A 25,002-nucleotide genomic window follows, 5' to 3' on the forward strand; every position below is an offset into this window, starting at 1 on the left:
TCTTCTTGGTCGTTGACTCATCTACCGGAGACCTCTTCTTTTGTCGATCCACCGCAAGCGATCGCCACTCAGATCACTTCTGAAACACGGCCTAGTGACCAAGAAGATCCACATGACGATCGAACCCAGGACCGCACCTCGCCCGGACAGGAGCAGGAGTACCGGTAGGCCGCTGATGAGGTGCCTGACATAGGCCCTTTCCAACTGCCTCCGGCCCGAACCGGACGTGATCGTTTCCGATCGCCCAGCTCTCCAGTGCCTACCCGTGGGTGCCGCGGTTGGTTGTCAGGCGTGGATGGCGTCATGGCAGGGCTTGCATATGGATCAGGGCCAGGCAACCGCGCCCACAATAGTCCAGCCGGCCTGCCCGGGGATAGGCGCGGAATGATCTTTGCATGACCCAGGTGCTACACAGCCTGTTTGCCCAGCTCAAGGCGCAGGAACAGGCATGGTAGCCTCCATTCTCTTATAGCGGTCGAGCCATCTGTTCCGGGATATCGCCGCAGACGCCCTGCCGGAGACGTCTACGCCCGGCTCTGGAGGGACTGTAAGAACTATGCAGATGATCCCGCGAGAGGAGCTACTGGGAGCTACTCAAAGTGGGCCTGCATCAGGGAAACGTCGCGTACGTCGAAGTCCCCGTCATGCCGCCTCCGCGTCATGAGCCGACTCAACCGGGATGGCAGCGACCTCAACCGTCACGCCATATTGCCGCATGAGCGTGTCTGCGAGGTTCACGAGCGCCACCTGCGCGAACGGGTAGAGCGAGTCGCGGGTTAGTTCCTTGTCCTTGAGGAGAATTGCCAGTATGACCTTTTCGGGCCTGAAGTCCTCCGGTACCGTGAGCTGGCCACCGCTGAGTCTCGAGACTTTAGCACTGAACTTTGCCCGCGCTTCCGGCTCCTCGTACAGGGCTTGGGTGGAGATGAGTGCCTGGTTGAATTGATGCCCCAGCGGTTCGGAGCTGGCGGCCGCCTTGACGTGGACCAGAGTGTGGCGGTCAGTGATTCCATCACAGACCTCCATACCTCTGCCCCTGCTGTGCTGGGGCGTTCGGACGAGGTATCGGTCAAGGCAGACGTACGTGGCGGAGCCGAAGTGGCGCTGCATCCGCCTGTTGTAGTCCTCCTCGGTCTCGTCTGGATGCCACGGCAACATGGCGAGCTCTGGCTGCTCCACGACCAGTTCGCGCATTCGGCGCTTGATCGAATCCAGGTAGACAGTGCTGCACTCGTACCACTCACCGTCACTGAGCTGGTAGATACGCGGCCCGATTGGCACGGTGGCCTCAATCCAACGGATCGCCGAGGTGTGGCCGATTGACTGCGTACCTTCGCCGTCGGAGCACATGTCGACGCGACCCTCCCGGAGCGCGGCGACGGGGGTGCGGCTGTACTGGACCTTGCAGCGCCCCTGGAGGTCAGCCAGGTCAAGCTCGTCCCTGACAATGGGCACGCTGCCGACTTTGATGAGATAGGAGCGACAACCATGGCGACGCTCGCCGAGATCCGCCGGAATGACGAGATGCACCCCGATGTCTCCACTCTCTCGTAGCCCTTCGTCTAGCAGCGCGTCCAGCCGCTGGGACAGCGCTTCGTCGCCCACTGGCTGGATCGCCTCAAGCGACTCGAACTCGGGACGCACCTGGCGGTCACGGATCTCGTTGAGGCGCCGCAGCAGTGCCAGGAATTTCACCTGCTCCAATGGGATCGGGAGTCGAAGCCCGTCTCCGCCTTCGACAGAGATCGACTCACGGTGGTTGAGGCCCAGATCAGAGGCTTTAATCAGGCCGCCCAGCCTCTTTACCAGTTCGGTGTAACCGCGCACCCCGACCACGCCAATAGGAATCCCGTCCGGGGCCATCGTCGAGTCCTGCCTGGAGAAGCCGCCGATTGCCCGGCGGACGACATCCTGGACCTGGCCCGGGTCGACGGTGCGTAGCGCGCAGCGAAGACCAAACCCGCGTTCCTTGATGCCGGAGATGGACAGGTAGCCCTGGCCGCAGCCAAGCGCGTAGACGTGACCGTCGACGGCGACCACGAGTACTGCCTCCGCCTCCTGCCTAAGGAGGGCAAGAGGCAGGCCCGTGAGCTGGGACAGTCTCGGACACCACGCAGGCTCCGCAGTGGACCGCTGGCTGTAGTAGAGAATCGCCGGAGCGCCCGCGATCTCGAACGCGTGGAAATCGACGCCCGGCCCTGCCAGACGACCGGAGGTAGTAGCGTCGAACATGCCCTCCATGGTTGGTTTGACGCCGGCGATTCGATAGACGGTAGCCCTCAGTGTGGTGGACGACATGGCGTTTCTCCAGGGGTAGCCGAGGCAACTATGCCGCCTCTGATGTTGCCTACACCCACTACGACTGAAAGCATTGCCATTTAGTTCGCTATTTTTTTGCAGCTTTTATTTATGCTGATTCGGCATACTTTGCCACACAAATCCGTCATAGATGCTGAGTGGCAGATTTGGCACATATGGACACCCTGACTTACATTTGGCGTCATACGTGCAGCACATCGACGATTCGTCCCTTTTGAAACTAGATGCTCGCTAGACTTTCGGCGACTCTGTGCAACGTTTGCCACTGGAAGAAAATAGAGCGACTTCCAGTTAGATAGGTACGGTGGCGCATTCGCCCACTCTCGTCCCGTATTAGTGCTCACGCAGGGGGAAGACACAGAAGCCCAGCATTTGTACATGTGGCTAGTCGATCTCACTATCGCGCGGTATCTGGGACGGAGCCGACCGACAGTTCGGCGTATCCGAAATGGGGGTATTGGTCTATGCCATCCAAGCACGGAAGCAGTCCAGGTTTCACAGACAGGAGCAGCTGATACTTACGCCTCAGACGCTCCGCATGCCTCGCATCTCGCCCAGAAATTGACGCGCCAGATAACGACTTAGATAGCTAGGTGAGCTTCTCGTCGTCAGCCAAAAGCTGCGCGATGCTGCCCAACCTTGTCAAGGGTGGAGTGAGTGTCTTGGCGAGTCCTCGGCGGAACAGGGCAGCAGGGCGTCCGATGTCAGGGCTTCGTCGTTCACCGATAGGAACGACGAAGCCCTCGGTTTTCATAACCTTACGACGGAAGTTGCTGGGGTCGAGAGGGACGCCCCACACAGCTTCGTAGATCTGACGCAGGTCAGCGATAGTGAAGGGCTCCTTACAGAAAGCGGCGGCAATTGTGGTGTGCTCAATCTGGGACCTGACCCGCTCGAGGCCATCACGGAGGATCTCTTCGTGGTCAAAGGCAAGTGTGATTTGCCCGTCGAGGACGGAAGAGACCGGGATCCAGTGGGCGGCGGACGCGTCGGTTCCTGCCTGGGGCACAGGCAGATCGGGACCGAACGCGAGATAGGCGATGGAGATGATCCGTCCACGCGGGTCGCGACCGGGCTCGCCATAGGCGTGCAGTTGTTCCAGGTGCAGACTGCCGCCACCGACTCCGGTCTCTTCTCGTAGTTCCCGCCGCGCGGCCGCGCCCAGCGCCTCGCCGTCGCGGACGAACCCGCCGGGCAGCGCCGCTTCGCCACGGTAGGGCAGGTTGCCGCGCTCGATTAGCAGAACTTGGAGTCGACCATTGCGCACGGTGAAGATCACCAGATCCACGGCTACGGCCAGGGAGGCGGGCGGGCGGCGTCGGCGAACTGCCTTGCTCATTGCCATACCCCTATTAAAGGTCTAGTTGACTCCAAGTCGTGACGGACTTATGGTCAGATTTACCTAAAGGACTACCGGGAGGGCTCATGGCCCGATCGCGTACGGTACGTCTCGAGAAGAGCACGGGGGCAGTCGACTCGAAGGCGACACGGTACCTCTGTGCCGGCGTCTACCTCGATCGCGACTTCCGCGAGATGGTCATCCGCCGGGTCTACAACGACTCCAAGCACATGGTCGCGCCCTCCTACGGCTTCGATCTGGTGCCAGTCGTTGTGCACGCGTGGCGGGCGTGGCGCCTGGAGACACTGAAGTGGATGCTGGTCCTCGCAGTCCTCCTGGGTGGCATCGCATGGGCCCCGGCCGCGACCGCCGCTGAGGCCGCGGTATTCGGCCTGTGCTGGTCTGCTGCGGTCGCTGTCAGAAGCGCTCTGGTCGCCTTACCACTAAAGGCAAAAGAGCGTGCGGACCGGTTCTTGCGACGCGCCCGCTGGAACAGCGAGTCGAACGACCTCGCCGCGTACCTCCGCTCCCTGAAGCTTGCTTGTATCGGCAGCGGTGCTTTAGTCGTCGCCGTTCCCATGATCTCCGGTATAGCCGGCATTCCGCTCTCCCAGTTGCTGCAGCAAACAGCGATCATGGGGATTTTGACGGTTCTCGTCGCGGGCGGCTGTGGTGCAGCCCAACGCGGCGCGCTGCACCAAACAGCCAAGAGTCAGCTGCCCTCGCCTGACAGCCACCGATATCAAGCGATCGACGAACAGCAGCACCACACATTCGTCATTTACCGCAGGGCGCCCAAGGAGGAGCCGGAGCCGGAGAGCTTCCGCGACATCCTGGCACGCGACGACTCACATAAACCATTCGTCGGAGCCGGACGATTGACTCATCGCTGGAACCCGCCACTCAACATCCACCTGTTGCAGATAGGCGTAGGCAGCATGGCCGATCGGGAGTTTGATCCTCCCCCGTTCAAGGCCCATGAGCTGGTCGCGTATCTGAAGGACGAGATGCAACGGCTCGACGGGCAGGATGACGCCACCAGCCTTCCGGACTTCGGAAAAGCAGACCGTATTTATGTAGCGGAAGCTGATGTCGACCCAGAGCGCGGCTGGCTACAAGGCACCCCTGCTGCGCATGAAATCAACGAGATCATCGATCGGCCGTTCGACCGATTCCATCACTTCCTTGAGGTCCGTACATCGGTAGCCGGTGAGCTTGTCACCACTGTGTTCCTTCGCACCACAGTCAAAGGACGCGCGCTCAGCCTCGACTTCGCTGCCTGTGCGCTGACGCGGACGCCGGACGAATATCACGTCCTAGACGAGTACGGCGAGGTCGGAGTCACTGCCATCCTCCGGGCAGCGGTCCGAGCACTTACCGAACTTCCGACCGACATCATGCAGTCATGGCGTCTCATCCACGTCCCGGCCACCCTGCTCGGGGCCCTTCGAGCACGGCGAGCCCGCGTACTCTATCCCAAACGCGGTGTGAGGATCGGAGCAAAGCTGAGTGTGCGCGAAGAAGAGCGCATGTCGTGGGAGACGGCCCAACTCGACCGAACGCTCATCTCCGACCACGTGAAACTCATAGAAGACCGCCTACTGAAGGCGGCGACCGAGTTCCTGCGCGAAAAAAAGGTCGACATCTCGGAATTCGAAGAACGCGCCACCAACATCATCAATACAGGGATTATGAACTTCGGTGAATCGATGAATGTAAACAACTCCGCAGTCGGCACCAACGCGGTGAAACTCGATTTACCTGAGAACTTCGGAAGCGCATCAAGAGGAGGCCACACATGAACGATCAGTTCAAGAATAGCGGAATAATCAATCAGGGCGGCCCTATGACCATCAGCGGCTCCGCAATCGGCGACGGCGCTGCGGTCGTCCACCACCACCTAACGGAGGCCGTGGCTGGTAGGCGAGCAGACGTCGGCGTGATAACAATCAAAGAATCGGAGGCCAGGGCAGTCATAGATACCCTCAAACTCGAACATGCCCCCGTGAACGGGATTCCCTTCTGGCACGGCACTATCGACCTCCGAGGCGTACCCTCCAGAGTGGCGATGACTCGATCGCTGCGCCAGGGCCAACGATCGACAATGGCCGCGTTCGAGAATCTCAGGGAGACGTTCCGCCCGGCGGTCGTCGCACTTGTCGGCATCGGTGGCGGATTCCAGCCGGACGTCTCCACCGGCGACGTCGCCATAGCAACGAGAGCCGTCTACTATGACCTCCGAAAGGAGACGGCTGACGGCACCCAACGCAGAGGCGAGGACCGTGAGACATCAGCAATCGTGGGAAACGCCGTAAACAGCTTCTTCGTCGACTACGGCGAACCTGCACGATTCGGAAGCGGAGAGAACGAATTTCAGGTCATCCCCTGCATCGTCGGAACCGGTGACGCCGTTATCGCGGACGCCGAGTCCGAGATCAGGAAATACCTCAAACACTACAATGACAAGATCTCCGTGGTTGATATGGAAGCCGGCGGTCTGGCTCAAGCATTCCACGAGCGCGGCAATCTGGCTCAGATGCGCGGATGGGTAGTGATCCGCGGAGTCTCCGACTACTCGAACGAAGAAAAGGATGACATCCTACAGAAATCGGCCGCCCGGAACGCCGCAGAGGTACTGCGAGCCCTAATCCCCTACCTTCCGTCTCACACCTGACGGGAAGCCCCAATGGGAGAGTTCGTTATCGGGGTGGTGAGTTCCCTCGTCGCCACCGCGCTCGCCGTTGTGGGAGGTATGGCGTTGTCGCCCCGTGTGCGCTCCTGGCCAGCCCTGCTTCTGTCCAGATTCACCGGTTTGGGAATCTCCCGGGTGCATCCACGACAGCGCGTCGCCACCGAAGATCTCACAGCAGAACTCGGCAAGGCCCGCTGGGTACGGGTGCTCGCAGGCCGAGGGAATGAACTCACCCGCGACGGGTTCGTAGCCCTGTGGGAGGACGAAGGACGTCGCCTAGAGTTCGTTCACGTACTGCTTCCCGACACCAACCACGCCTCCGCATCATGGCTGGAGTGGCGCGAGGACCAGATCCAGCGCATCGACCCGGGCTTCTCCCGCGGAATGCTGGCCGAGCAGGTCGACATCAACGCTGGATACGTCAGGGAGGTCGCGGCTGACAGGGACAACATCGAGCTGCGCCGCTATAACCTTCCCAACCTCCACCGAATAGTGATCACCGATCGCGTCGCTTTCCTCACTCTCTACCGTCGAGCGGCCCACGGCCGCGACTCGCCCTGCATCGTGGCGCCCCGGCCTGGCCTAATGTACGACTACGCCCTTCAGCTCTTCACCACGGCCTGGGACCATGCCTAGATGGGCGTGACGTTAAGTGACGTGGTAGTGGCCAGCCTCGACGAGTCCGGGGACATACGCGGGATGATCTTCCAGCTGGCGCAGGAGTCGCGAAGCTTCTGCACAGGTCAGAGCGTGTGCGCCAGCCCTACGGCTACCACTCTCCTAAAGCGGGTGCCGCAGGTTCGAACCCTGCCAGGGGCACTCACCTAGATCGGCATTTAAGGCCTCTGACCTGCGGTTTCACAGCTGCAGGTCTTTTTTCGCCACCTTCGATAGGCAGCGGACAGTGCCCGTACGCAGCCGTACGACCATGATCAGGGGACATGCGGGGGATGATCTTAAAGCCGTTTCCCCAGTTCAGGACCTGAATCTGGGGCGTTCAGCCTCAGCCCACCTCCACAATTAAGATCGACATTGACGGCGCTGACCCCGACGCAGTGTCTTTGCAGAGCCATCGACCACGGCCCTTGAGCCCACAGGTCAAGCCATCCTGCTACCTGCATCAGACAGAGTCCTCGAATCTTCACCAGCGACGCTGTCAACGGCCAAGTGCGTGTGGGTCTGGCCCACTTTTACATGGCCACGGACAGCGAGTGTTCATCGTGCTGGCTCGACCGGAGGGAAGGGATGACTGCGCCCCGGTACTGGTAGCGGGTGGTGCCGACCTTCCCGGGGTTGAACAGTTCTTGTTCCGTGCTGGCGGGCCACCATCCGCCGCCGCGTGTTGTTGTTTCGCGAGTTAGCCAGCAGGATCTCGGGCGTAGCTGCGGTGCCGGCGGGAGAACGGCGATTGCGAGGTAGGTCGAGCTGCTGGACCGTGTGTGTCCAGAGAGTCGTGGAGTGCAGCTGGAAGGATCAGCCGGTCGGTGACCGAGCGGCCCACGACTGAGCGAACCCGGTTCCGGCCTTTCCGCTGCTTCGGGGAGCAGGAGACCAGGTGCTTGGCGGGGGCTTCGGCACGGATGTGGAGCTCTTGAGCATCTGTCGCTCAGGCTTCGCCGCTGAGTGACGTCCTCCACCGCGTTGCACCAGCATAGGCCGCTCGGCCGGCGCGAGCGGATGTGGCAGGAACCGCCCCTGCCACGGCGTGGGCGTCCACGTGGCGCATCCCACGTGAAGCCGCATGCCCTGGCGCTACCGCCCTCGGTCAACGAGCCAGCGCCCGTCCGAGCAGCCGCACCGCCTCGCGCGAGATCTCCTCGGCGTGGGGGGCGCTCACACCAGCGCCGTTGAACGGCCCCCACGAGGAGAAGTAGGTGCCGTTGCCCCAGGTATCGACCTGAGCCTTGGCGAAGCAGCCAGACAACCCATCGCGCAGGGCGGGAGATCGGGACATGAGGCGATCCGAGACGTACAGATCCCCCAGCCCGTTCCGTGACCTGGCGAGCAGCCGCGGCGTGGGCATCGACATCTCGACGCCCACGGCGCCGTACAGGGGATCCACCTCGTCACACACGTGCCGCATCAGGGCCACGAACCGCTCCGCCCGCTTCCTCGCCCGCCGCCTCTCCGCGCCGGTCCAGATCTCGTCCGGAACGCCCAGCGGCCCGGCCTCCGCCAAGACGGAGACGGCGTGATCGGCGCCGCTGTCCGACCAGTCATAACCGGCGACCATCGCCCCGACCAGTTCGTGCCGCAAGCCGACCCTGACGGCTCGCAGTTCAGGGTCGGCATCGCTGACGACGGCCGCCGCGTGCGGCAGAGGGAACTCCGTCTCGTAGTAGTCCGCGCCCAGGTCGCTCACCAGTTCGAACTGGCTGTCCCGCGGAGCCACGCCGATCACCCCCGTCAGCCCGCCCGCGCCGCTGCCGATCGCCGCACACACCTGCGACAGCAGCAGCCTCTCTCCGTGCTCCGAGTAGAGCCCGAACGACAGGTGCGGGGGTTCCGGGGACAGCGGGCTACTGGGCATGGGGACGTCCTACTTCAGGAGGCTGAGGATTCGGCGAAGCTGCGCTTGGTTGGGGACGAAGGCCGTCATCAGGCGCCCGTCGGAGCGGGCGAACTGCACGAAGAACCACTTCCCATCCACACGCATCAGGTGCCCATAGGTCTCGATGCTTCCCGTCTTCCACAACACCACCTTCGTCGACTTCATCCCTCGTTCGATGAGGTTCTTCCAGTCGTCGAGCAGCTTCTCCTTCTTCACTTCCTTCCCATACCACTGCTGCGCGTGACGATCGAACGAATGGGACAGCCCTTCCTCGTCGTGATACCGAGCAGGGCCCGGGATGCAGGGACCGACGTTGTGGACGAGCAGGTCCTGCCGCCCCGCCTCGACACAATAGGTGTGGGCTTTCGCAACTGTCAGGTTGTGCACCCGCTGATCGCTGGCGCTCCACTTGCGGATGGCCGTGACCTGGACAAGGCGGCCCTCGCTGGTCCGCAGCCACTGTCCCGGCGTGAGCGAGCCCGCGTCCTGCCACTCGTCCGAGCCGGACGCCCAGAAGGGATGGCTTTCGGTGGCCACGACGACGCCCACCTCGTCCCCGCGTGCGCCGTCGGTGTCTACCGTGACCCGGACCAGGTTCTTCGCGCCGTTGCTGGTGATGACCGCGATGACCGGTTCGGCGCGGGTCCGGCCCCGACTCGGGGTCGGTGGCGATCACCTTGTCGCCGACCTTAACGTCCTCGATGGGCTTGGTCGTCCCGTCGGCCATGGTGACGCGGGTACCGGGGACGAAGCTGCTGCACCCCGCCTTGCCGGTCTTCCTCGCGCTCCGTCCTGCTTGGACGGTGTCGTCAGCCTTGCTGACGAGCTTCCTGATGACCTTGGCCGGCAGCCCGATGGCCTTCCCCCAGGGGATGACGCCGGCGCAGGCCAGCGCGTCCTTAGATTCAAACGATCAACGCAACACTGCAAGTGGATGGGTGGATCGTGGCTCGGATGGGTCGGCCGGGAATGTCAGACGTGATGAAAGAGGACTTGTGGCGGCGGTGGCGCGCCGGTGAGTCCATCAGCGTGATCTCCCGAGCGCTGGGCAAGCCTCCGGGGTCGGTTTTCACGGTGCTGAAGCACCATGGCGGCATCGCGCCGGCCGCGCGGGTGCGCCGGGCCGACCGATTGAGCGCCGAGGAGCGGGAATCGATCTCCCGCGGCCTGGAGGCAGGAGCCTCACTACGGTCGATCGCCGTGTCGATCGGCCGCTCAGCGTCCACGGTGAGCCGGGAGGTCGCCCGCAACGGCGGCCGAGCGAAGTACCGTGCGGTCGCCGCCGAGCAACGCGCCCAAGAGCAGGCACGCCGCCCAAAACCGTCCGCCCTGCAGAACAACCCGGTGCTGCGCCGGCTGGTGATCGAACTCCTCGACAACGAGTGGTCCCCGGAGCAAATCGTGGGACATCTGCGGCTGACGCACGCCGGCAACCCGCTCATGCGGATCAGCCACGAAAGCATCTACCGAGCGATCTACACGACCCGGTGGAAGCTGATCCCGCGTGAGCTGTGCACCAAGCTGCGCACGCGCCGTCCCATCCGCAAGAACAAGAAGAACACGGTCAAGGGCCAATGGCGCTCCCAGATCACCGGGGCACGGCCGATCGAGGAACGGCCTGACGCCGCCAACGCCCGAACCGAGCTCGGCCACCTCGAAGGCGACCTCATCATCGGCGCCAAGAACAGCCAGATCGCGACGCTGGTCGACCGCAAGTCCCGCTACCTGACCATGGTCGCGCTACCCAGCCGTCACACCACGACGGTCATCCCCGCCCTGCAGCAGGCGTTCACACGGATGGATGCACGCTTACGCAGCACTCTGACCTGGGACCGCGGGATGGAACTCGCCGGCCACCAGCTGCTCACCGAAGCGACCGGCATCGACGTCTTCTTCGCCGCACCGCGCAGCCCATGGCAGCGAGGCACCAACGAGAACACCAACAAACTCATCCGGCAATACCTACCGAAAGGCACCGACCTGAGCCTATACAGCCAAGCTGACCTCGACGCCCTCGCCGCCCGGCTGAACAACCGCCCCCGCAAATGCCTCGGCTACCAGACCCCCGCCCAATGCGTTGCCTTGACTCTCTGAATCTAAGGCGGCTTTCTTCGCGCGGGAGACGGATCTGCCGAGATGAAGTTCCGGCTGATCCATGCGGAGAAGGACCACCACGAGGTCTCCCTGCTGGCCCGGGTGCTGGGTGTGTCGCGCCAGGGCTACTACGCCTGGGCGGCCCGGCAGCGGCGCGGCCCCTCGGCGCGAGCGCGGCAGGACCAGGTACTGACCGCGCAGACCCGCACAGCCCCTGGCAACGCGGCACCAACGAGAACACCAACGGCCTACTTCGCCAATACTTCCCCAAGGGAACCGACTTGAGCAGGCACGCTCGAAGCGACCTTGACGCCGTCGCCGCCACCCTCAACGCCCGCCCCCGCAAGAGTCTCGGCTGGAAAACCCCGGCTGGAGCCTTCAACGATCATCTAAACTCCCTCCTGAGCAGCAGCGTTGCGACGGCCCCTTGAACCCAAGCAACAACGGCCTCTTGGCATCCCTTGCGGTAATGGTCAACATGACGGCCGAGGAAGTCGATAAGGTAATCGAGCAGTATACATCGGGCATCCGGAACTCGTCCGACCTCGGCTCACGTCGAGTTCGCTCTCAGCAGCTGACATTGATTCTTTCAAGAAAGCTTAAGAGCTGAACGACTTAAGCTCGGGGCGGCCATCAGCGACATGATCCATCAGCCCACCTGCAACGAACCCGCGAGTAAGGCATTCCCCTGCGATTGATCCTCGGTGAGATTCACAGAGAATAGTCTAAAGCGATCCCCGCCAACGGATGGGCGCCGGGCTCTGGGGTGGCGGTCAGGTGAGGTAGGTGTGCAGGCGGCGGGCCTCGCGGACGAAGTTGTTCGATGCCCGGCGCCGCGCGATCTCCGCCACGCACCCCACCGCTCCTCGCGCCCCCGCCCACCGCGCCGCCCGCAGGGCGAACGTGAGCGCCTGCGTGTGCCGGGTGTGCGGTCGTTCCCCCGCCCCGGGCAGGTACACGGACAGAAACCCCGTCATGATCCGCCACACCTCCCGATGAGCCCCAAGCCCGGCCGCACCCTCCAGCGTCTCGAACACCGGCCCCGGCCTCAGCCCCGCCCTGCGGACCAGCAGCGCCAACTGCCGCCCCACCTCCTCGCCGTCGAGCTCGCCCCGGGCCGCCATCTCCACCACCGGCCGCGCCCGCTCCCGGGCATCGGCAGACCAGCTCCGGTCGGCCATGAAGTACGCCTGCACCAGCGCCACCGCCTCCCCCGGGGCCCCGCCGGCCGACGCCAGCGCCTGGGCCAGTCGAGGCTCGACGCGGTCCGGACGCCACCGTTCGAGCAGATACGGCACGAGATGCGCGGCCACGACCTCCCGATGAGACGGCATCAGATACGGCCACCAGTGCATGCAACCGCCGTGCCCCCGCCTCCCGCGAGCGAGGGCCCCGGTCAGCAACTCGTCGGCCATCGCCACCCCGGTCAGCTCCTCCCCATGGAGCCGTGGCACGAGCGCATGCACGCCGGCTTGGACCGGTTCGTGGTCGTCGCGATACGCAACCGCCGTCCCAGATCCCGGCCTCTCCACGGGCAGACGCATCCCACGGTCATCGCCATCTCCCACCACCGCACCCGAACCCGCCCCCTCCACGAGCAGGCGCACCCAGGTGATCTCGGCGCGGCCCTCCGGCTGTTCACCGTGCAGCCGGAGGGCCAACGCCTGACCTGCCGCCGAGGTGAGCCGCCCGGCGCGCGCCACCACGTCTGGTGCGACCGAACGCGGAACCCGTAACAACGCCTGAGCCAGGTCGGCGGGCATGGGTTCGACCCCGTCGCGCTCGTAGCCGGCCACCCGCTCGACCAGCCGCCCGGCGTCCACGTGCCCGGTGCCCTCGGTGGGCTCGGCCAGCAGGTACAGGGGCAGCGTCCCCGCCTGGATCCCGTCGTACACCTCGGCGAGGCGCCGCAGCAGGAGGAGGTGCGGCCCCGCGACCTCACCGATCTCCGGCAGCCGGGAGCGTTCCCACCCACGTCCGCCCGTTCTCACCCCTTGCTCCGAACCCCCGGCTCCGGCCGGCCCATCACCCGGCTTCCCGGCCGGCACCCCACCAGGGGAGCCGTGCACGATCACGCGGGTGATCTCCTCGGCCCACTGCGCGACCTCCGTCCACGGCCCCGGCGGCGGGTCGGCCGCGTGCGGGACCTCCGACAGGCGAGCCACCAGCCCGTCCCGGTCCTGCCCGTGCAGCCGCACCACCCCGGCCAGCCATGCCTCCGCAGGCTCCCATCTCGCCACCACCGGACGAGCATCCAGGTCCACGGCCGACATCACGGGGGGCGGAAGATCGGGAACCCGCACCGGCTCGGGCAGCCGTACCGGAACGAACCCGCCGTCGTCCCGCGCGTCAGAACCCGTCTCCTCGCCGAACAGCTCCGCCAGCGTCTCCCCGAGCTCCTGCGGCAGTACAACGACCGCCTCCCTCAGCGCCTGCGCCCCCTCACCCGTGAACCGCCTGGCATGCTTGACCGCCACCCGCACCGCCCGGCCCTGCACGTCACCGGACTCGCACCCGAACGCCTTCCCCAGCGCCGGCGCCAGCGAGCCGAGGTCGGCGTCCGGGTCGGCGGCGGCGAACTCGTCGAGCCAGGTCAGCCCCGCCGTCAGCAACTTCCGTTCGCCCCTGGCCAGCAGGGCCCGCAGCGCCTCCGTCACCTCCGCCGGGTCCGTCTCCCCGAGCCGCCGCACCTGCTTGAGCGCCGTCTCCGCCACGGCCCCTGGCGCGGCGGGCAACAGTCTCAGGTAGTCGCGGTGACGCTCGCTCACCTCGTCGCGCGTCGGCGCGAGCGAATCGTGCAGCCGTACGAAGAAGCGCAGGTCAGCCGCATGCCCGCCGCGCAGGAACCGCCGCAGGCACCCGTCGAGCAGCACGTCACGGCCGATCCTGCCTTCGCGTGCCAGCGCCGTGAGCGCGGTCAGCCAGCCGCGCCCCGCGTCCGTGGCCCGCCCGGAGCCGCGTTCGTGACGCAGGGCCGCTCCCACGCCCTCCGCCTCGAACAGCCGTGGCAGAAGGTGGTCGAGCAGCGGGTCCGTACGCAGGCTCGCGGCGCTGGGCGGATGTGCGGCCCAGGCCACCGCGAGCGGATCGTGCTCGGGCGGGGTGACGCCGCTGCGCCGCAGCATGGCCAGCACCAGCCCCGACACAGGACTCGTGGTGACCGCACTCCTGCGCGAGACCGGGCGGAGCTTGAGCGCGGCGCGGACGGCGAAGTCGGCCTGCCATGCGAGGGGGCGGGCCGACAGCACGCGTTCGAGCACGGTGGAGGTGGTGTCGCCGCCGTACTCGTCCCAGCGGTCCTGGAGGTCGCGCCGGTTGAGCCAGGCGACGACGCCCGCCACGCCGCCGATCGCGGCCGCTCCGGCGACCAGCATCGGGGCCGCCCAGCTCTCGTCCGCGGCCGGGGTCCACGGCGGGTTCCAGGGGGTGTCGCGCTGCCAGTGTTCGTGCGCGGACACGGTACGGCCGGCGCGGGCGGCGGCGCGTACGTGCTCCCGCCAGGCTGCTTCCGTGACCTGCTGCCGCCCGATCTCGCGAGCCCGACGCCTGGCCTCGGCGCGTTTCCTGGCCACGGCGAGGTGACCGGGCAGCGCCGCGGCCACCTCACGGCGGGTCTGGTCGTCGAGCCGCAGCACCCGCCCGGCCACCGACTCCAGCTCCCCGGTGTCGATGGCCGCCACCACCGCATCCCAGCCCCAGCTCACCCCGGCAGTCCTAGACCCGGTCCCCGCCGAGCCCTCTTGACGCGAACCCATCCCCGCCGAGTTCTCACCCCTCCAAGCCATCCCTGCCGAACTCCCACTGATCGAACTCGCCGTCGCCCCTGTGGACGGCGAGGTCGCACCTGTTCCTGCAGACGCCGGCTCCCCGGCGCCCCGAACCACCGTCTCCCGGACACCCGCCTCCCGATCGAATGCCCACCGGCCCATCCCCACCGTGCTCGTCCTCCGGGTGACCGGCTGCTCGGCGGTCATGGAGTCGCCTCCACCGCCGACGGCCGGTAGGCAGCCAGGGGAAGCGGTCCACCGGACGGCTCGGGGTGGGGCCGGCGGCCGGATAACACCGCGTCGCCGAAGGTCCGGGGTCCGGGTAACGCCGCGTGGACAAGGCTGCGGCCCGCGCGAAGGACGGCGGGGCTCGCGTACGGGTACGTCTGCGTTGCGGATCTCATGACCCGCACCATAGAGATGATCACTGACACAATCGGCCCCCCGCACGACGGGCCGGTACGTAAAACATCCGATGTGCGACATGGAGTGCAAAAGCACAATGTGCCTGGTGCTCACCGTCGACCTGGCCCGCGTCGCCTTCACCCGGTTCGCCCTGCCAGAGACCCCCGCGGCCGTGTGGGTCGGTGAGGAGCGCGCGATCGGCTTCGCGGCCACCCAGATCGTGCCGTCGTGGACCGCGCGCACTTCGCCCGGTTCCTGGATCGAGGTCGAGCTGCGTGCCAGGACCGCGTCCGGCGGGCTCACCAAGTGGTACGTGATGGGCCGCTGGTCCGAGCACGGTGAGCCGCGTACCTCGGTGCCCGGCCAGGGTGACGAGGACGGGGACGTGGCCGTGGACACGTTCGTGGCCAGGCGGCCGGTGGTGGCGTACCAGCTACGGGTGACCACGCACGGCACGGACGCCCGCCTGACCGGACTGGCCGCGATGGCCTCCGCGCCCTCGCGACACCCACCCGCTCCCGACCCGGCCCCGCAAAGCACGAGCCTCCCCGATCCAGGGACGGCCGGTCCTGGGTCAGCGGCGGGCGAGGTGGTGGAGTTGGTGGTGCCGCGGCGTTCGCAGCACGCGCACGCCGGTCACCACCCCCACCTCGACGGCGGCGGCGCCAACTGGTGTGCCCCCGCCTCGACGGCGATGGTGCTGGAGTTCTGGGGACGCGGCCCCGGCCCCGGCGAGCTGGCCTGGGTGGGCGACGGCGACCCTGCGCCGGGTGTGGATCATGCGGCGGCGGGCACGTACGACGTGAGCTACCAGGGCACCGGCAACTGGGCGTTCAACGTGGCCTACGCGGGCCGGTACGGTCTGTCCGGATTCGTCACGCGGCTGCGGTCGGCGGCGGAGCTGGAGCAGTTCGTCCGGGCCGGGATCCCGGTGATCACCTCGCAGTCGTTCAAGGCCCACGAGCTGCCCGGCTCCTGCTACACGACCAGCGGCCACATCATGGTCGTCACCGGTTTCACCGCCGGCGGCGACGTGATCGTGAACGACCCGGCCGCGCCCCGCGACTCCGAGGTGCGCCGGGTCTATCCGCGGGCGGCGTTCGAGCACGTGTGGCTCAGGAGCTCGGGCAGCGGCGGCATCGTGTACGTCGTGCATCCGCCCGAGTTCCCCCTTCCTCCCTGTACCAACGGCAATTGGTGAGTTGATGAGCATTCGACCGATCGACGTGGCCCGTACCGACGGAGGCCCCCAGTGGGTGGAGGCGGTGGACACGCCCTCCGGCGTCGAGGTCTGGTGGGACGAGCCGCGCCCGCACGAGGGCGGCCGGCGCTGCGTGGTGCGCCGGCTGCCGGACGGCTCCCGCGTGGACGCGCTGCCCGAGGGGTGGAACGCGCGCAACCGCCTCATCGAGTACGGCGGCCGCTCGTGGCGCCCCCTGCCCGGCGGCGGCCTGGTGTTCACGAACTGGGCCGACCAGCGCCTCTACCGCCTGGACGGTGACGCCCCCGTGCCGCTCACCGAGGCGGGCCCGTCCCGGTACGGCGACCTCTACCTCCCGCCCGGCCGGGGCGAGGTCTGGGCGGTCAGGGAGATCGACGACGTGCGCGACCTGGTGGCGGTGCCGCTGGACGGGGGCCCGGTCAGAGCCATCACCAAAGCCCAACATTTCCTGATGAATCCGCGTATTTCGCCCGACGGCCGTCATGTCTCCTGGATCGGTTGGAACCACCCCAACATGCCCTGGGACGGCACCGAACTGTGCGTGGCCGAGCTGAACGAGGACGGCACCGCCGGCCCGTACCGAGTGCTGGCGGGCGGCCCGACTGAGTCGGTGACGCAGGCCGAGTGGCGCGACGCCGAGGCCCTTTACGCGGTCACCGACCCCACCGGCTGGTGGAACGTCCACCTCGTCCCCCTGGACGGCTCCCCCGCCCGCAACCTCACCCCGATGGAGCTGGAGTTCGGCGCCGCCGCCTGGAAGCCGGGCCTGGCCTGCTTCGCCGTCGCCGACGACGGCCGCCTCGTCGTCGTGCACGGCACCGCCGACCGCCGCCGCCTGGGCGTGCTCGACCCCGTCAGCGGCGAGCTGCGCGAGCTGGGCGGGGCGGCCACCCACTGGGCCTCGACGGTGTCCGTGGCGGGCGGCCGGGCGGTGGCGGTGGGGGCGACGCCGTACACGCCGCTGGAAGTGACGCTCGTCGGCCTGGACGACGGCGCGCACGAGGTGGTGTCGGCGCCCAAGCCGCTCCCCGACCGCGCCCTGCTGCCCACGCCGGAGGCCGTGACCGTCGAGGGCGTGCACGCGCACCTGTATCCCCCGGCCGGGGAGCCGGGGCCGAGCCCGTACGTGATCTTCGTGCACGGCGGCCCGACGGGGAACATGCCGATCATGCTCGACCTGGAGATCGCCTACTTCACCAGCAGGGGCATCGGCGTGGCCGTGGTCAACTACGGCGGCTCGACCGGCTACGGCCGCGCGTACCGGGAGCGGCTGCGCCACCAGTGGGGCGTGGTGGACGTGCACGACTGCGCCAAGGTGGCGCGCGGCCTGGTCGAGATGGGCCGGGCCGACGCCGCCAAGCTCGCCATCAGGGGCGGCAGCGCGGGCGGCTGGACCACCGTCGCGGCGCTCGTTCACAGTGACGTGTTCGCCGGCGGCGTCGCGCACTACGCGATCACCGACCCGGAGAGCTGGGCGGCCGAGACGCACGACTTCGAGTCCCGCTACCTCGACGGCCTGGTGGGCCCGCTGCCGGAGACCCACGACCGCTACACAGAACGTTCCCCGCTGCTGAACGCCTTCAAGGCGTCCGGCCCGTGCCTCATGCTGCACGGCCTGGAGGACGCGATCGTGGACGTCGGCCAGGCCGAGCGGTTCACCGCCGAGCTCGACCGGCACGGCAAGGAGTGGGCCCTGCTGACCTTCCCCGGCGAGCAGCACGGCTGGCGCAGGGAGGAGACCATCGTCGCGGTGCTGGAGGCCGAGCTGGCCTTCTACGGGCTGATCTTCGCCATGGAGGCGCCCGGGGTGCCGCCGTTGACACTGAAGGGAAGAGCGTGAAGAGCGTCGCCGAGATCTGCTCGGATCTGATCAGGTTCGACACCACCAACCCCGGTTCTGGCGAACGCCCGGCCGCCGAGTACGTGGCCACGCTGCTGGCCGACGCCGGGCTTGAGCCGGTGGTGTTCGAGTCGGCGCCGAAGCGGACCACGGTCGTGGCCAGGATCGCCGGCGACTCGCCCGACGCGCTGCTCGTGCACGGCCACCTCGACGTGGTGCCCGCCGACCCGTCCGAGTGGCGGATGCACCCGTTCTCGGGCGAGATCACGGACGGCTGCGTGTACGGCCGGGGCGCGGTCGACATGAAGGGCTCGTGCGCGATGACCCTGGCCACGGTGCTGGACCTGGCGGCGCGCGGCGTGCGGCCCCGGCGGGACCTGGTGCTGGCGTTCCTGGCCGACGAGGAGGCGACCGGCGACTACGGCTCCCGGCACGCGGTCACCGAGCACCGCGAGCTGTTCGACGGCGTGACCGAGGCGATCAGCGAGTCCGGCGGCTTCAGCGTGGCATCCGGCGAGCACCGGGTGTACCCGATCGCGGTGGGCGAACGCGGCACCGCCTGGATGCGGCTGACCGCGCACGGCGTGGCCGGCCACGGCTCAAGGCCGCCCGTGGACAACCCGGTCGCGACGCTGGTGCACGCCCTGTCGCGGGTGGCCGCCCACCAGTGGCCCGTACGCCTGACGCCGTCGGTCGCGGCGCTGGTCGAGAGCCTGTCGGAGATCACCGGGCAGCCGATCGACCTCGAACGCCTGGACGCCGAGGCGGCCCGGCTGGGGCAGCTCGGCAACCTGTTCAAGAGCCAGATCCGCAACTCGGCCAACCCGACGATGCTGGACGCCGGCTACAAGGTGAACGTGGTGCCCTCGACGGCCGGGGCCCACGTGGACGGGCGCTATCTGCCGGGACTGCAGCAGGAGTTCCTGGAGACGATCGACTCGCTGCTCGGCCCGAAGGTCACCAGGGAGTTCGTCAATCTGGAGGACGCGCCGGACGCGCCGTATCCGTCGGCGTTCTTCGACGAGCTGGCGGGCGCGCTCGTGGCCGAGGACCCGCTGGCCCGGCCGGTGCCGTACGTGATGGCGGGCGGCACGGACGCCAAGTCGTTCGCCAGGATCGGCATCAAGGGGTACGGCTTCGCGCCGCTCATGCTCCGGCCCGATCTCGACTATTTCGGGATGTTCCACGGCAAGGACGAGCGGGTGCCGGTGGAGGGCCTGGAGTTCGGCACCCGGGTGCTCACCCGCCTGCTCACCTGATCCTTCTAAAAAACCGAAAAAGACGCATAAGTCACACTATTTGCCCCCATGCTGAGTCGGGCATGCACCCGCATGCCCGACTCAGCGGACGTTTGCCCCACTCCACGCGCGCACCGGCGTCATCCCGGCAGTGCCAAACAGTGGAACAAAGCATTCCGTTCTGATAGAGTGAAGACACACGAACGGAAGGGGCTCGCCATGAGCAGCAAGATCGTCACCGGCTGGACCGCTCTCGACGCCGCGCACGACGCGCTGCGCGAGGCCGTGAGCGGCGTGGGACCGGACGACTGGACCCGCGCGACGCCCTGCGCGGACTGGAACCTCGCCCAGGTCTTCCAGCACGCCGTCGGCGACCAGATCGGCTTCGCCTCCGCCCTGACCGGCGAGCCCGGCCCGACCTTCAACCCGTTCGAGCCCTCGGGCGAGCTCGACGGCGACCCGGCGGCCGTCCTGGAGGACGCCCTGGGCCGCTCGGCACGGGCGTGGGCCGGAGTGGACCGCGAGGCGGCGGAGGTGCCGACGCCGGTGCCGCCGCACAAGATGTCCCCCTGGTCCGGCTCGGCGGCCTGCGCCCTCGACGCCGGCGTGCACGCCTGGGACATCGCCATGGCGACCGGCCGCCCTTCGCCGCTCACGCCGGAGCTGGCCCGGCCGCTGATGACGGTGGCCAAGGAGATCGTCGAGCCGCTGCGCGCGTGGGGCGCCTACGCGGCCGCGCTCACGCCGCAGGAGAGCGACGACGACGTGGCGGAGCTCCTGCGCTACCTCGGCCGCGACCCCCACTGGACCGCTTCCTAAGCACCCTGTGAACGGCCTCGACGCCCCGCCACCTCCTCAGGTGACGGGGCGTTATCCTGCCCGGAAAAACCCAGCCGTGCCGTCTCCCAAGGGTCCGCCACCGGCCGCCGGTGGACGTTCATCGAATGGCGCCGCCCTGGGTCTGCCGGCCGGCCGCCGGCATGACCCGGGTATGTGGGAGGTTCCTCCGGAAGTCCGGCAGTCGATTGCGGCGACCTGGCTGACTTACTTCCATGGAATGTCATGACCGTCACCCTCGACGAGATCCGCGGTGTCCTGGCCCGCTATCTCGACGCCCACCCCGACCATGCACCCGGCATCGCCCGGCTGACCCACGCGCTCGTCCCGGGGCGGGATCTCGCCTCGCGCAGTACGTTCCCGCTCCATGTGACGGCGAGCGCTGCCGCGATCGACGACACCGGCCGTGCTGATGATCCACCATCGTGCGCTGGACCGCTGGCTCCTGCCGGGTGGCCACGTAGAACCCGACGACCACAGCCTGTACGGCGCCGCGCTGCGCGAACTGGAGGAGGAGACCGCCCACTGGCACGCGGACTTCCGGTTCGCGTTCTGGGTGAAGGACACGCCCATCACGTTGCAGGCCGAAGAGGTCAGCGCGTTCGACTGGCGAAGCCCAGCCGATCTGCCCACCGTCCGTCTCGCGAACAGCGTCGCCGCGATCTGAGCGGTGCGGTGCCGCGCTGCGGGCCTTCCCCCGTGATGGCCCGCAGCCGGCAGCGCTCCGGTCAGGAGAACTTCGTCTTCGGGCGCTCCTCGAGCTCGCCGTCGACGTAGATGTCGAGCTTCTCGTTGTAGAACGCGACCAGCCCCGCCACCTTCTCGCTCTCCGGCAGCGGCGTGCGGTAGGACCAGGCGAGGTCCTTCTGGCCGTTGACCGTCCAGTATTCGGCGCTGCCCTTGTACGGGCAGTGGGTGACGGTGTCGGTGTGCTCCAGCAGGTCGAGCCGTACGTCCGTCTTCGGCAGGTAGTAGCGGGCGGGCAGGCCCGTCTCGAAGAGGATGCGCGGGCTGTGGGAGTCGGCGACGGTGACGCCGTCCACCTCGACCCGCACGTGGCGCGAGCTGCTCAGAATGTCGATCCTCGTGTACGGGTCGCGCGGGTGGAAGAACACCTCCTCGTCCTCCTCGAACCAGGCGTCCATGGCGTCCCAGTCGAAGCGGACGTAGCCGCGGATCTGCTCCAGGGGCGAGTCGGGATAGGCCAGCGCCGCGTCCACGGCCTCAGCGGAGCCGGACGTGACCGTGTAGAGCACCGCGTCGCCCCTGCTCGGCGAGTGCTGGGTGGCCCCCGTGGGCTTCAGCGCGGACTCGTCCACGTCCGCGAGCGGGAAGTAGTAGGCGGGATAGTACGGCACCTCCCACACGAGAAGGGCGGAGGTGGTGTCGGCCACCACCCGGCCGCCGAGGTAGGTACGCACACGCTTGGCGGTGCGCTCCACGCGCACCCGGCCGCGGTTCGTGACATCCATGTTCGCGGCAACCCCGGCGGCGGCCTCGCTATTCCACGGTCGCGACGAGAGTAATCAGCTCAGGCCGAACGCACTCAGAGTGGCCCACGTGGTGAGTGTTCCCACGGCGGTGCCGGCGGCCACCTGGGGCCAGGTGTGGTGCGTGAGCCGTACCCTGGCCCAGCACACCAGCGCCACGACGGCGGCCCCCGCGAGCACGGCCGGCCACACGGGCAGGACGTGCGCGAACACCACCACCGTGCCGGCGGACACGGCGGCGTGAAAGGAGATCTTCCACCGCAAGGTGATGGGAACGGTCACCGCCAGCGCCACCAGCATCGCGGTCACAGTCGCCACCAGCAGGGTGGGCGCGCCCATCAGGACGAGCAGGGCCAGCGCCACCAGCACGGCCGCCACGGCCGCGAGCAGCGGTCCTGTACGGCGGGCGCGGTCGACGATGTGGTGGGAGTCAAGGCGCCCCGAGCGCACGCCCAGCGCGATCACCGCCGCCGGGACGCCACCGCAGAACGCCGACGCCACCAGGCCCCAGGCGGCGCCCGTCCACCCCTGGGCGAGCAGTCCGACCAGCGGCGGCATGACGATCACCAGCACCTGGGGCGCCAGCAGGTTCGTCACCCGTTTGGCTACGAGGTCGGCCGTCATGTCACGACAGATTACGCGATCATGACCAATCAGCTGCCCAACGACCCGCCCCACGGCCTCTCTCCCCGTGGTACGTCATCCGTCACACGTCCCGAGTGCCTGTGCGGTGGGCGCCCATGCGTCCCGTGCGTGGTGGAGCCGTGCACAGGCCGTGCGTGGTGGGCCACGTGGGGCCGTGCACAGGCCGTACGTGGTGGGGGCGCGTAAAGCCGTGGTGGGCTCGTCGGTGTCGCGTTCGTGGCGGCAGTGAGGTGGCAGTGAGGTGGCAGTGAGGTGGCAGTGAGAACGCGGGTCAGCCCTTGCCGGCCGCGTTGACGATGCGGGTGGTCGAGCGGTCGGGGATGGCCTCCAGCTCCCAGCACTCCGCCCCCAGGATCGCGGCCGCAGCCGCGCGGGCGCTGGCGTGCGGGTCGCCCGCCGTGTGGGCGAGCGCGGCCGGGCGCATCGGGGCGAGCAGGTCGATGTAGTCGTCGGGCCCGTGTGCCTCCGAGGGTCCTTTGACCACGAAGACCCCCGTCACGAACCGGAGCGCGGCGAGGACCTCGGCCCGCTCCGCCGACGGGTTGAACGGGCGGGTCGGCCCCTTCCAGGCACGCACCCTCGGATCGTCCTCGACGCCCACGACCAGCGGCAGCCCGCGCGCCGCCACCGCGCCGAGGTAGCGCACATGGCCCACGTGCAGGATGTCGAAGACGCCGGTCACGACCGCCGCTCCCGGCAGCTCGTACGGCTGCACCCAGACGGCCTCCAGGCTGCTCACGCGACCTCCTGTTCCCCCACGGGCCTAGACGACTCGTCGATCGCAGCGTACTCGGTCGGCGTCCCCACCCGCGAAAGCGACCTCCCCTGTCGTGGAAGCGACCTCCCCGGTCGGCGGAAGAGCGTCCTCACCCGTCCCGGCTACGGGAAACCGACCTTGGGAAAGCCCATTCCTACCTTTTCGCGATAATCTCCACCCCACCCCTGGCGCGTCTCATAACGTCGCCGGTTTTGGGGGAGGTCACCGTGGCAGCGCCGATTCCGCACCACGCAGATGGGGACGACCGGCCAGACCCAGGTGATCACGTGGTCCGGCTGCGCGGAATGCCCTCCCAGGTGTCCAGGGCCAGGGAGCTCGTCACGGCGGTGCTGGGCCGCGATCACCCGCTCTACGACGACGTGGTGCTGCTCACCAGCGAGCTGGCCACGAACGCGATCCTGCACACCAGATCAGGCGCGGGAGGCTCGTTCACGGTGACGGTGGAGAACTCGGAGCTGGGGGTACGGGTGTCCGTCTCGGACGCGGGCTCCGACGGGCCTCCGTGCGTGTGCCGTACGAGCACGCAGTCCACCAGCGGCCGCGGCCTGCCGCTGATCGAGGCGCTCAGCCACCGCTGGGGCTTCACCCGCGAGGCCGGCTCCACGACCGTCTGGTTCGAACTGCTGCGCGCCCGGGTGCCCGCCGGCGTGGCCGTGTAGCCGTGTAGCCGTCGAAGCCGAGCGTCAGGTGCGGCCGTTGAGGGTGTCGAGGAAGCGCTGCTCGAAGGCGGCGGTGCCGGCCGCCGTGCCGTACCGGAGCAGGCGACCGGAAGGTGACAGTACGGTGCGCCCGGCCGAGGGGCCGTCGGTCACCACGTCGACGCGCCCGGCGGTGAACGTGACGTGCCCAGGATGGACGGCGCTCATCGCGGTCAGCGGGTCCCACCAGTAAAGCAGGCCGGCGTCGATCAGGGGCCGCACCTCGGGATGGGTGACGATCTCCAGTACGGTCTCCGCGGCCGCGGCGCCGTGGTCGGCGGCGAGCCGGTCCAGGAAGGCGGCGGTGATCGGCACCTGGTTGGCGGCGTCGAGCGACACCATGCGCACGCTCCCACGGCTCCCGGTGAGCGCGGCCCGCGCGGAGGCCGGGTCGAGCCAGTAGTTGAACTCCTGGCTCCCGTCGAACTCGGGCGGAGTGCCGCAGCACAGGTTCCCGCCGACCGCGACGGCCCCGCCCATCGTGGTCAGCCGGACGGCACTGTACGGGAGCGCGGCGGCCACGTTCGTGAGCGGGCCGGTGGCGATGATCTGCGTCGTGGGCTCGGCCCGTACCAGCCGCCTGATCAGCTCGGGGGCACGCGTCCGGGACGGCGTCTCGTCGCCGGCGCAGCCGGGGGTGGCCGCGGTGAGCACCCGGTCGAACAGCTGCCTGAGGTCGGCGGGGAAGGAGTTGGGCCCGGTGGCCGGGGAGCCGGCGACGGCCACGCCACGCAGGCCGAATCGCTCGGCCAGGCACCGCGCGTGCCGGATCGCCCGGCCCGGTAAGCCGGCGCCGGCGTCGGTCACGGTGATGGCGCGCAGGTCGATGCGCCCGGCCCTGTGCTCCTGGGAGAGGTAGGCCAGCGTGGCGGCGTCGTCGAAGTCCATGTCGGTGTCGAAGATGATCGCGGGAGGAGCCGCCGGCTGAGCGGACGCCGCCTGCGTGGGCGCTACCAGTGCTGTCAGGACGAGGGCGAGGGCCGGCAGGATTCTCTTCATGGGTTCCCGAATTCACGAGGACGGGTGGGCGACCGGAACTCACCCTGACACAGCCTCCGGGCGCCGGGGTTTCAGACGGGCTTCATGG

At 67.8% G+C, this 25,002-nt stretch carries 19 protein-coding genes and 2 pseudogenes; 12 read left to right on the top strand and 9 right to left on the bottom strand.

All coding sequences use genetic code 11. The features are described 5' to 3' along the window. Positions 1–642: 642 nt before the first annotated feature. Together AB0C28_RS53845 and AB0C28_RS53850 are read right to left on the bottom strand one after the other, a co-directional pair. On the bottom strand, positions 643–2,298 hold the full coding sequence (locus AB0C28_RS53845; protein ID WP_358084955.1) for a DUF6119 family protein: 1,656 nt from the start codon (positions 2,296–2,298) through the stop codon (positions 643–645). 610 nt (positions 2,299–2,908) lie between these two features. Further along, positions 2,909–3,664, bottom strand: coding sequence for an NUDIX domain-containing protein (locus tag AB0C28_RS53850; protein WP_358084957.1), 756 nt, complete (start codon positions 3,662–3,664; stop codon positions 2,909–2,911). 80 nt (positions 3,665–3,744) lie between these two features. Here AB0C28_RS53850 and AB0C28_RS53855 point away from each other — a divergent pair, with 80 nt between their 5' ends. Genes AB0C28_RS53855 through AB0C28_RS53865 form a run of 3 tightly spaced genes read left to right on the top strand, consistent with a single transcriptional unit; the run spans position 3,745 to position 6,986 of the window. Beyond that, entirely contained in the window at positions 3,745–5,460 is a 1,716-nt protein-coding gene (locus AB0C28_RS53855) for a hypothetical protein (RefSeq protein ID WP_358084960.1), read from the top strand. Beyond that, complete coding sequence (locus AB0C28_RS53860; protein ID WP_358084963.1) at positions 5,457–6,332, top strand: hypothetical protein; 876 nt, start codon at positions 5,457–5,459, stop codon at positions 6,330–6,332. Before AB0C28_RS53855 ends, AB0C28_RS53860 begins: the two co-directional genes overlap by 4 nt. 12 nt (positions 6,333–6,344) lie before the next feature. Continuing rightward, positions 6,345–6,986, top strand: coding sequence for a hypothetical protein (locus AB0C28_RS53865; protein ID WP_358084966.1), 642 nt, complete (start codon positions 6,345–6,347; stop codon positions 6,984–6,986). A gap of 1,129 nt (positions 6,987–8,115) precedes the next feature. Here the strand turns inward: AB0C28_RS53865 and AB0C28_RS53870 are convergent. Both AB0C28_RS53870 and AB0C28_RS53875 read right to left on the bottom strand, forming a co-directional pair. Continuing rightward, positions 8,116–8,880 (bottom strand): hypothetical protein, encoded by a 765-nt coding sequence (locus tag AB0C28_RS53870; protein WP_357862975.1) that lies wholly within the window; start codon positions 8,878–8,880, stop codon positions 8,116–8,118. Between the two features lie 9 nt (positions 8,881–8,889). Further along, a pseudogene (locus AB0C28_RS53875) lies at positions 8,890–9,531 on the bottom strand (polymorphic toxin-type HINT domain-containing protein); the annotation flags it as partial. A 351-nt stretch (positions 9,532–9,882) separates the two neighbouring features. On the opposite strand from AB0C28_RS53875, the gene AB0C28_RS53880 reads away from it, so the two are divergent. From AB0C28_RS53880 to AB0C28_RS53890, 3 genes and pseudogenes are all read left to right on the top strand, one after another. Beyond that, the gene (locus AB0C28_RS53880) at positions 9,883–10,995 is read left to right on the top strand and encodes an IS30 family transposase (RefSeq protein ID WP_358085020.1); all 1,113 of its coding nucleotides are present in this window, start codon (positions 9,883–9,885) and stop codon (positions 10,993–10,995) included. A gap of 42 nt (positions 10,996–11,037) precedes the next feature. After that, complete coding sequence (locus AB0C28_RS53885) at positions 11,038–11,280, top strand: hypothetical protein (protein ID WP_358085029.1); 243 nt, start codon at positions 11,038–11,040, stop codon at positions 11,278–11,280. Beyond that, positions 11,196–11,426: pseudogene (locus AB0C28_RS53890) on the top strand (IS30 family transposase); the annotation flags it as partial. The gene AB0C28_RS53885 and the pseudogene AB0C28_RS53890, both read left to right, overlap by 85 nt. 342 nt (positions 11,427–11,768) lie before the next feature. On the opposite strand, the gene AB0C28_RS53895 reads toward AB0C28_RS53890, so the two are convergent. Then, complete coding sequence (locus tag AB0C28_RS53895; RefSeq protein WP_358084968.1) at positions 11,769–14,699, bottom strand: DUF6493 family protein; 2,931 nt, start codon at positions 14,697–14,699, stop codon at positions 11,769–11,771. A gap of 565 nt (positions 14,700–15,264) precedes the next feature. Between AB0C28_RS53895 and AB0C28_RS53900 the strand changes: the two genes are divergently transcribed. From AB0C28_RS53900 to AB0C28_RS53920, 5 genes are all read left to right on the top strand, one after another. Beyond that, positions 15,265–16,368, top strand: a complete 1,104-nt coding sequence (locus tag AB0C28_RS53900) for a C39 family peptidase (protein WP_358085023.1) — start codon at positions 15,265–15,267, stop codon at positions 16,366–16,368. Between the two features lie 4 nt (positions 16,369–16,372). Continuing rightward, the gene (locus AB0C28_RS53905) at positions 16,373–18,229 is read left to right on the top strand and encodes a prolyl oligopeptidase family serine peptidase (RefSeq protein ID WP_358084971.1); all 1,857 of its coding nucleotides are present in this window, start codon (positions 16,373–16,375) and stop codon (positions 18,227–18,229) included. Beyond that, positions 18,226–19,488, top strand: a complete 1,263-nt coding sequence (locus AB0C28_RS53910) for a M20/M25/M40 family metallo-hydrolase (protein ID WP_357862982.1) — start codon at positions 18,226–18,228, stop codon at positions 19,486–19,488. The genes AB0C28_RS53905 and AB0C28_RS53910 overlap by 4 nt, the downstream gene beginning before the upstream one ends. 198 nt (positions 19,489–19,686) lie before the next feature. After that, positions 19,687–20,286 (top strand): TIGR03086 family metal-binding protein, encoded by a 600-nt coding sequence (locus AB0C28_RS53915; protein ID WP_358084975.1) that lies wholly within the window; start codon positions 19,687–19,689, stop codon positions 20,284–20,286. Positions 20,287–20,716: 430 nt separating this feature from the next. Continuing rightward, positions 20,717–20,971 (top strand): NUDIX domain-containing protein, encoded by a 255-nt coding sequence (locus AB0C28_RS53920; protein ID WP_358084978.1) that lies wholly within the window; start codon positions 20,717–20,719, stop codon positions 20,969–20,971. A gap of 61 nt (positions 20,972–21,032) precedes the next feature. Here the strand turns inward: AB0C28_RS53920 and AB0C28_RS53925 are convergent, their stop codons facing one another. The 3 genes from AB0C28_RS53925 to AB0C28_RS53935 form a co-directional block, all read right to left on the bottom strand. After that, positions 21,033–21,776: a DUF427 domain-containing protein gene (locus AB0C28_RS53925; RefSeq protein WP_357862988.1), complete on the bottom strand. Its 744-nt coding sequence runs from the start codon at positions 21,774–21,776 to the stop codon at positions 21,033–21,035. A gap of 54 nt (positions 21,777–21,830) precedes the next feature. After that, entirely contained in the window at positions 21,831–22,418 is a 588-nt protein-coding gene (locus AB0C28_RS53930; RefSeq protein WP_346110285.1) for a hypothetical protein, read from the bottom strand. A 292-nt stretch (positions 22,419–22,710) separates the two neighbouring features. Beyond that, the gene (locus AB0C28_RS53935; protein ID WP_358084981.1) at positions 22,711–23,178 is read right to left on the bottom strand and encodes an adenylyltransferase/cytidyltransferase family protein; all 468 of its coding nucleotides are present in this window, start codon (positions 23,176–23,178) and stop codon (positions 22,711–22,713) included. A 305-nt stretch (positions 23,179–23,483) separates the two neighbouring features. On the opposite strand from AB0C28_RS53935, the gene AB0C28_RS53940 reads away from it, so the two are divergent. Next, on the top strand, positions 23,484–23,876 hold the full coding sequence (locus tag AB0C28_RS53940) for an ATP-binding protein (RefSeq protein ID WP_357862992.1): 393 nt from the start codon (positions 23,484–23,486) through the stop codon (positions 23,874–23,876). Positions 23,877–23,900: 24 nt separating this feature from the next. Here AB0C28_RS53940 and AB0C28_RS53945 read toward each other — a convergent pair whose 3' ends face one another. After that, on the bottom strand, positions 23,901–24,914 hold the full coding sequence (locus AB0C28_RS53945; protein ID WP_357862994.1) for a nucleoside hydrolase: 1,014 nt from the start codon (positions 24,912–24,914) through the stop codon (positions 23,901–23,903). Positions 24,915–25,002: the final 88 nt, after the last annotated feature.

The sequence above is a fragment of the Nonomuraea sp. NPDC048892 genome (genome assembly GCF_040649735.1).
GTDB lineage: Bacteria > Actinomycetota > Actinomycetes > Streptosporangiales > Streptosporangiaceae > Nonomuraea > Nonomuraea maheshkhaliensis.